Source organism: Pseudomonas sp. P4_C8 (assembly GCF_056401975.1).
On sequence record NZ_JBFUIH010000065.1, the window covers coordinates 20,489 to 27,487 of the forward strand.

A 6,999-nucleotide genomic window follows, 5' to 3' on the forward strand; every position below is an offset into this window, starting at 1 on the left:
GCTCGCTCCCACATTAGAGAATCATCGCCGCCACCCAACCAAACGCCAGCAGCGGCAGGTTGTAGTGCAGGAAGGTCGGGACCACGGTGTCCCAGATGTGGTGGTGTTGGCCGTCGATGTTCAAACCCGAGGTCGGGCCCAGGGTGGAGTCGGAGGCTGGCGAACCGGCGTCACCCAAGGCGCCGGCCGTGCCGACGATGCAGACGATAGCGAGCGGGCTGAACCCCAACTGCACGCACAGCGGCACGAAAATCGCCGCCAGGATCGGCACGGTGGAGAACGACGAACCGATGCCCATGGTCACCAGCAAGCCCACCAGCAACATCAGCAGTGCGCCGATGCCCTTGCTGTGGTTGATCCACGAAGCCGAGGACTCCACCAGCGTCTGCACCTGGCCGGTGGCTTTCATCACTTCGGCAAACCCCGATGCGGCGATCATGATGAAGCCGATCATCGCCATCATCTTCATGCCTTCGGTGAACAGGTCGTCTGTTTCACGCCATTTCACAATGCCCGACACCGAGAAAATCAGGAATCCGGCAAGGGCGCCGATGATCATCGAGTCCAGCAGCAACTGAATAACGAAGGCAGCGACGATGGCCACGCCGGCCACCATCAGGCTCAGTGGGTTGTACTGCACCGCCACCTGTTCGACTTGTTCGATTTTTTCCAGGTCGTAGACGCGTTTCTTGCGGTAGCTGAAAAACGCCACCGCCAAGCCGAACACCATGCCCAGCGCCGGGATGCCCATGGCGTGGGTGACGTTGATGCCGCTGATGTCCACACCGCTGCGGGCAACGTTGGCCAGCAGAATTTCGTTGAGGAAGATGTTGCCAAACCCCACCGGCAGGAACATGTACGGGGTGATCAGACCGAAGGTCATGACGCAGGCAATCAACCGGCGATCCAGTTGCAGCTTGGTCAGCACGTATAAAAGCGGCGGCACCAGCAACGGGATGAACGCGATATGTATCGGCAGAATGTTCTGCGAAGCGATGGCCACCACCCAGAGCAAGCCAATCAACAGCCACTTGACCTGACTGCCACCGCTGGCGTGTTGGCGATCAACCATCGCCAGGGCCTTGTCCGCCAGGGCATGGGCCATGCCGGATTTGGCAATTGCCACCGCGAACGCCCCGAGCAAGGCATAGGACAATGCTACCGTTGCCCCACCGCCTAGCCCACTGTTGAAAGCTTTAAGCGTGGCGTCAATGCCCAGGCCGCCGGTCAGGCCACCCACTAGCGCACCGACAATCAGCGCGATCACTACATGCACGCGGGACAGGCTGAGAATCAGCATGATGCCGACCGCAGCAATTACAGCATTAATCATCGTTACCTCAGGCACGCGAAATGAGCTCAGCCGGCAGTCTGCGAAGCGCCGCCAGCGGAGTAGAGAATTGGTTTTATTAGAGGGCGCGCACTGTGCCGCAGCGTCATGGCCTTGTCAAAGCTGGCGATGCCCCTGTGGGAGCGAGCCTGCTCGCGATGGYGGCGTATCAGGCAACACAAATATCGACTGACACGACGCCATCGCGAGCAGGCTCGCTCCCACAGGGGCTTCGCCAGCTGCTGCAAGTTTTGTTTCGATTCTTATTTGAGCGCATGGATAAAGAAACCGGATTCACGGCCGTTACAGTGCGAAGTCTCAGATATTTATCGAATAAAGGACGTCTCCATGTCACTAAGACAACTTTCCATTCAATGGAAAATCACCCTGCTGGCCGGGCTTTGCCTGGCCGGTATCGTGACCCTGCTGGTCGGTCTTTCGCTGTACCGCATGGAGCACAGCTCCGAGATGGTGAAAGCCTCAAGCATGGAGATGCTCACCGAAGCCGCCCAGGCGCGGATCGAATCCCAGGGCGAAAACCAGGCGCTGCTGATTCGTCAGCAGTTCATGGACGCCTATCAGTACGGCCATGGCTTTTCGCGTCAGGTATTGTTCTTGCGCGATCAGGCGGAAAAACGCTTTCTGGATGCGTTCGACCTGCGTGAAGACCTGACCCGCCAGGTCAAGTCCGCGCTGCAAGCCAACCCGGAGCTGCTCGGCCTGTCGCTGGTGTTCGAAGCCAATGCGCTGGACGGCAAGGACGACCTGTTCACCGGCCAGGTGGAATTGGGCAGCAACGAAAAGGGGCGTTTCGCTCTGTACTGGTCGCAGCCGACGCCGGGCAAGATCACGTCCATGGCGCTGCCGGAAAGTGACATGGCCGACACCAGTACCGGCCCGAGCGGCGAACCGGCCAACGCCTGGTTCACCTGCCCGCGCACCTCGCTCAAGCCGTGCGTGATCGAACCGTACTTCTACATGATCGACGGCCAGAACGTACTGATGACCAGCATCGTGTTTCCGCTGATGGTCAACGGCAAAGTCATCGCCTCGCTGTCGGTGGACCTCAACCTCAACAGCCTGCAAGCGATGAGTCAGGGCGCGAGCAAAAAGCTCTATGACGGCCAGACCAATGTCAGCATCCTCAGCCCGGTCGGTCTGCTTGCCGGCTACAGCGCCGACGCCAGCAAACTCAGCCAGCGCCTGGACGCCGTGGACAATGCCAACGGTGCCGAATTGATCCGTATGCTCGCCAGCAGCAGCAAAACCGAAAGCCTGCACAACGATCACCAATTGAAAGTGCTGTCGCCGTTCCAGCCGATTCCCGGGGGTAAATCCTGGGGTGTGCTGCTCGACGTGCCGCAGAAAGTCCTGGTCAGCCGGGCTGAGACGCTGAAAAAACAACTCGATGACAGCAACCGGAGCGGCACGCTGGTCGAACTCGGCCTCGGCGTGCTGGCCGCGTTGATCGGCCTGATGCTGGTGTGGCTGATGGCCCGTAGCGTGACCAGACCGATCCTCGGCGTGGCCCACATGCTCGAAGACATTGCCAGCGGCGAAGGCGACCTGACCCGGCGCCTGGCCTATGACAAAAAGGACGAACTGGGCCAGTTGGCCGGTTGGTTCAACCGCTTCCTCGACAAGCTGCAACCGATCATCGCCGAGGTCAAACGCTCGGTGCAGGACGCGCGCAACACCGCGGATCAGTCGTCGGCCATCGCGACCCAGACCAGCGCCGGCATGGAGCAGCAATACCGTCAGGTCGATCAGGTTGCCACCGCGTCCCACGAAATGAGCGCCACCGCCCAGGACGTCGCCCGCAGCGCCGCACAAGCGGCTCACGCGGCCAAGGATGCCGATCAGGCGACGCGTCGTGGGTTGACCGTGATCGACCAGACCACCACCAGCATCGACAACCTCGCCGCCGATATGAGCGCGGCCATGGTGCAGGTCGAAGGGCTGGCGGCGAACAGCGAGAAAATCGGTTCGGTACTGGAAGTGATCCGCGCGATTGCCGAACAGACCAACCTGCTGGCACTCAATGCCGCCATCGAAGCGGCCCGTGCCGGTGAAGCCGGACGCGGTTTCGCCGTAGTCGCCGATGAAGTACGCAACCTGGCGCGACGCACGCAGGAGTCGGTCGAAGAAACCCGCTTGGTGATCGAGCAACTGCAGAGCGGCACCCAGGACGTGGTCGGTTCGATGAACAACAGCCATCGGCAGGCTCAGGGCAGTGTCGAACAGGTCAGCCAGGCCGTGACCGCGCTGCGCCAGATCGGCGATGCGGTGACGGTGATCAGCGACATGAACTTGCAGATTGCTTCAGCGGCGGAAGAACAGAGCGCGGTGGCTGAAGAGATCAACAACAACGTGGCGACGATTCGCGACGTGACCGAGTCGTTGTCGGGGCAGGCGAATGAATCGGCGCGGGTGAGTCAGTCGCTGAACAGCCTGGCGAACCAGCAGCAGAGTCTGATGGATCAGTTCCGGGTCTGACCTGGATCCCCCATCCACCGAAGATCCCCTGTGGGAGCGAGCCTGCTCGCGATAGCGTCGGCACACACGACATCCATGTGACTGAGAAATAGCTATCGCGAGCAGGCTCACTCCCACAGGTTTGGTGACTGGCTGTAGATTGGGGTCAGCGTTTGGGAAGTTCGATCAGGACCTTCAACCCGCCCCACTCGCTCTCTTCCAACCGCAGTACCCCGCCCCAGCTGTCGACGATGTCGCGCACAATCCCCAGCCCCAACCCGTGCCCATCCGTCTGTTCATCCAGCCGCGTACCGCGACTGAACACTTGCGCCCGCTGGTCTTCGGGAATTCCCGGTCCATCGTCTTCAACGCTCAACTCAAACCCGTCCACCGCCTCGACCACGCTCAAGCGAACCTCGGCATCTGCCCATTTACAGGCGTTGTCCAGTAAGTTACCAAGCAGTTCAAGCAAGTCCTCACGGTCCCACGGTAACTGCAAACCGGGCGATGCACGGTAGCTGAGCGCCAGGTGCTCGCCATGAATCATGTTCAACGTCGCCAATAACCCTGGCAGTTCTTCATCGCAATCAAACAACGCCCCGGGCAGCGCGTCACCGGACAATCGGGCGCGGTTGAGTTCGCGATTGAGGCGTTGCTGGACCTGCTCCAGTTGCGCCTGAATCACCTTGCGCAGCTGCGGGTGGGCGTCGAGTTTTTCGCCGGAAGCCAGGCTCAACAACACTGCCAGCGGGGTTTTCAATGCGTGGCCGAGGTTGCCCAACGCATTGCGCGAACGCTTGAGGCTATCTTCGGTGTGAGCGAGCAAATGGTTGATCTGCGCCACCAGCGGCTCAAGCTCGATCGGCACCTGATCATCCAGTTGCGAGCGCTGGCCTTGCTGCAACTGGGCGATCTGCTCGCGAGCCTTTTCCAGCGGACGCAAGGCGCGGCGCACGGTGATGCGTTGCAGCAGCAAAATCAGCAGCAGCCCAGCCAATCCCAGTCCCAGCCCCACTTGCTGCATGCGCTTGAAGCTCTCGCGCACCGGCGTGTAGTCCTGCGCAACGCTGATGGAAATCGACTGGCCGAGGCGTCGATAGTCTGAACGCAACACCAGTAATTGCTGCCCTTCCGGCCCCAGTTGCAGGTTGCTGTGCAAGCCGGGCTGCTCCAGCCGTGGCAGTTCCTGATCCCACAGCGAACGGGAGCGCCAATGGTGATCGTCGAAATCGATGCGAAAGTAGTGCCCGGAAAACGGGCGCTGGTAAGCCGGCGACAAGTGCCGCTCCTCCAGTTGCAACCCTTGCGGCCCGCGCACCAGTGCCATCAGCAGGTTCTCGCTATCGTTGCGCAAACCCGCTTCGAGGTAGCGCTGCAAACCCATTTCGAACAACCACAAACTGGTTTGCGCCAGCACCAGGCCGACGACGACCATGACGCTGATCAGCCCCAGGCTCAAACGGCGCTGGATTGATCTCACTGAGCGGCCCCGCCGAACAGGTAACCCTGACCGCGACGGGTTTCGATCACGCTGCGCCCCAGTTTTCGTCGCAGGTGGTTGACGTGAACTTCCAGCACGTTGGAATCGCGCTCGGTTTCGCCGTCATAGAGGTGTTCGGCGAGGTGGCTTTTGGAGAGGATCTGTTCGGGGTGCAGCATGAAATAGCGCAGCAGGCGAAATTCGGCGGCGGTGAGCTGGATGTCGGCGCCGTCGCGGGTCACGCATTGGCGACCTTCGTCCAGGTGCAGCCCGGCAGCCTTGAGCGTCGGTTGATTCGCCTGGCCGTGGGAGCGACGCAGCAGCGCCTGAACCCGCAGGTGCAATTCTTCCGGATGGAAAGGCTTGGTCAGGTAATCGTCGGCGCCGGCCTTGAGGCCTTCGATGCGTTCGGCCCAGGAACCCCGCGCGGTGAGGATCAGCACGGGCGTCATCAGGCCACCGGCGCGCCATTGCGCCAGTACTTCAAGCCCCGGCAAACCGGGCAAGCCGAGGTCGAGGATGATCAGGTCATACGGTTCGCTGCTGCCCTGATACGCCGCGTCGCGACCGTCGGCCAGCCAATCCACGGCGTAACCCTGCCGGTTGAGGCCGGCCATCAATTCGTCGGCCAGCGGCACGTGGTCTTCCACCAGCAGCAATCGCATCGGTCAATCTTCCTTGTCTTTCAGTAAACGGCCGGTGGCGGCCTCAATGTCCAGTTCACGAACCACGCCTTCGGGGGTCAGCAGCTCGACTTCATAAATGTAGACGTCGTGCTTTTCTTCAAGCTCGGCTTCCAGCAGCTTGGCGCCGGGATAGCGATCCAGCGCCTGTTGCAGCAATTGCTCCAGCGGCAGGATTACCCCCTGTTGGCGCAGGCGCAGGGCTTCGTCCTGATCCAGGTCGCGGGCCAGGACCGCCGAGCAAAACGCCAGAAGCACCAGAGCCATGCGTGAGAATGAACGCACCTTCATTACGTATCCTGATGATCCTTGAGAACCTGGCCGCTGACAGCGTCTAATTCCACGTCCCACTCGATGTCCTGTGGATCGCGTAGCTCAACCTGATAGATGTACTTGCCGTACTCTTCTTCCAGTTCGGTTTGGGTCACCGTCGAACCGGGGTGCTTGGCCAGAGCGGTGGCATTGAGCTTCTCGAAAGACGCAATGGTACCAGCGTCACGCAGCCTCAGGGCTTCATCGGGGCCAAGGTCGCGAGCGTGGGCGAGGCTGGCGGTCATGGCGATGATCGAGGCGCTGAACAGGGCAGTCAGGGTGTTCATGGGTGTCTCCGGATTTTTTATGTGTTGCTTACGGGAGGCACCTTAGCGAGCTGAACTTAATTGAAACTGAATTGCCATCATTGAAGACGACTCCACGGAATTGCAGCCCCTCCAAAAAGCCCTGTAGGAGTGAGCCTGCTCGCGATGGCTGCCTGATATTCAACATTTACGGTGACTGATACACCGCTATCGCGAGCAGGCTGATCTGGTCCAGTAATTTTGGACATTGTTTTCGGTTCTCACGCCGCCATCTTTTCTGCCGCTACCGGCGAGTGGTAACCGTTGTAGCTGTGGCGCCTTACATTGTTGTAGCGCGCCACATATCGGTTGATATCTACTCGGGCCTCATATTCCGAGTGGTAGCCCTCTTCAGGCACCCACTCGGACTTCAAGCTGCCAAAAAAACGCTCCATCGGGGCGTTATCCCAACAT

The 6,999-nt window shown here is 60.3% G+C and carries 7 protein-coding genes and 1 pseudogene; 2 read left to right on the forward strand and 6 right to left on the reverse strand.

Going from position 1 to position 6,999, the window contains the following annotated elements:
* Window positions 1–13: 13 nt before the first annotated feature.
* Window positions 14–1,330 carry a Na+/H+ antiporter family protein gene (locus AC1DWM_RS27600; protein WP_477796638.1) on the reverse strand — a complete coding sequence of 439 codons (1,317 nt, stop codon included), beginning with the start codon at window positions 1,328–1,330 and terminating at the stop codon, window positions 14–16.
* A 1,491-nt stretch (window positions 1,331–2,821) separates the two neighbouring features.
* Between AC1DWM_RS27600 and AC1DWM_RS27605 the strand changes: the two are divergent.
* Both AC1DWM_RS27605 and AC1DWM_RS27610 read left to right on the forward strand, forming a co-directional pair.
* Window positions 2,822–2,968, forward strand: a pseudogene (locus AC1DWM_RS27605) (HAMP domain-containing protein); the annotation flags it as partial.
* A gap of 102 nt (window positions 2,969–3,070) precedes the next feature.
* Entirely contained in the window at window positions 3,071–3,826 is a 756-nt protein-coding gene (locus AC1DWM_RS27610; RefSeq protein WP_411741858.1) for a methyl-accepting chemotaxis protein, read from the forward strand.
* A 145-nt stretch (window positions 3,827–3,971) separates the two neighbouring features.
* On the opposite strand, the gene AC1DWM_RS27615 is transcribed toward AC1DWM_RS27610, so the two are convergent.
* The 5 genes from AC1DWM_RS27615 to AC1DWM_RS27635 all read right to left on the reverse strand — a co-directional run.
* On the reverse strand, window positions 3,972–5,285 hold the full coding sequence (locus AC1DWM_RS27615) for a sensor histidine kinase (protein ID WP_223518533.1): 1,314 nt from the start codon (window positions 5,283–5,285) through the stop codon (window positions 3,972–3,974).
* Entirely contained in the window at window positions 5,282–5,950 is a 669-nt protein-coding gene (locus tag AC1DWM_RS27620) for a response regulator transcription factor (RefSeq protein ID WP_223518535.1), read from the reverse strand. The genes AC1DWM_RS27615 and AC1DWM_RS27620 overlap by 4 nt, the downstream gene beginning before the upstream one ends.
* A gap of 3 nt (window positions 5,951–5,953) precedes the next feature.
* Entirely contained in the window at window positions 5,954–6,259 is a 306-nt protein-coding gene (locus tag AC1DWM_RS27625) for a PepSY domain-containing protein (RefSeq protein ID WP_452625759.1), read from the reverse strand.
* Window positions 6,259–6,567 (reverse strand): PepSY domain-containing protein, encoded by a 309-nt coding sequence (locus tag AC1DWM_RS27630; protein ID WP_223518538.1) that lies wholly within the window; start codon window positions 6,565–6,567, stop codon window positions 6,259–6,261. Before AC1DWM_RS27630 ends, AC1DWM_RS27625 begins: the two co-directional genes overlap by 1 nt.
* A 239-nt stretch (window positions 6,568–6,806) precedes the next feature.
* A partial coding sequence (locus AC1DWM_RS27635) for an integrase core domain-containing protein (protein ID WP_477796637.1) occupies window positions 6,807–6,999 on the reverse strand: 193 nt, incomplete at its 5' end.

Excerpts from the sequence above, each read along its gene's own strand:
- AC1DWM_RS27630 (WP_223518538.1), bottom strand. The coding sequence starts at position 6,567 with ATGAACACCCTGACTGCCCTGTTCAGCGCCTCGATCATCGCCATGACC.
- AC1DWM_RS27625 (WP_452625759.1), bottom strand. The coding sequence starts at position 6,259 with ATGAAGGTGCGTTCATTCTCACGCATGGCTCTGGTGCTTCTGGCGTTT.
- AC1DWM_RS27620 (WP_223518535.1), bottom strand. The coding sequence starts at position 5,950 with ATGCGATTGCTGCTGGTGGAAGACCACGTGCCGCTGGCCGACGAATTG.
- AC1DWM_RS27610 (WP_411741858.1), top strand. The coding sequence starts at position 3,071 with ATGGAGCAGCAATACCGTCAGGTCGATCAGGTTGCCACCGCGTCCCAC.